Annotated in this window: 1 pseudogene; it reads right to left on the bottom strand. The window is 62.4% G+C overall.

Annotation, left to right across the window (positions count from 1 at the left end):
• Positions 1-535: pseudogene (locus ABD256_RS44310) on the bottom strand (hypothetical protein); the annotation flags it as partial.

Genomic DNA, 535 nt, shown 5'->3' with positions numbered 1-535 from the left:
CGAAGGTGGCCAGGACGTCGCCATTATCCGGGTCCACCACCTGGGGGTTGCGGAACATGAGATCGTCGTCCACCAGTGGTGTTGGCGCAATCATCATGGCCAGCTTGTCGCCGTCGGGGCTCCAGTGCAGCTGGGAGGCGGAGCCGTCCAGCTCAAGACGCTCAATGCTGTCCGGGTTGCCGGCGGTGGCGGTCCAGACATCCACCGTGCGCATCCGCTCCTCGATCACTCGGGCATTGAATCCCTTGTCTTCCAGGGCCTTGCGGTCCTCGTCCTGAGCTTGCGTGGCCAGAAAGGCCAGTCGATCCCCTTCCGGGTGCCAGCTATAGGAACGAATGGCCGTGTCATGGCTCAGCACCCGCTTGGCTTCACCCCCGTCCAGTGGAATGACATAGAGGGAACGATGATCGTCGCTATCCCGATTGGCGAGGAAGGAGATCCCGCTGCCATCCGGGGTCCAATCAATGGCCCCGATATTGACCTCTCCGCTGATGAAGGGGCGTGCCTCGTCGTCACCACTGGCGACGTGGAGTTC

The organism is Amycolatopsis minnesotensis, from assembly GCF_039529815.1.
GTDB lineage: Bacteria > Actinomycetota > Actinomycetes > Mycobacteriales > Pseudonocardiaceae > Amycolatopsis > Amycolatopsis minnesotensis.
This window is presented reverse-complemented; position numbering and strand designations above follow the sequence as displayed.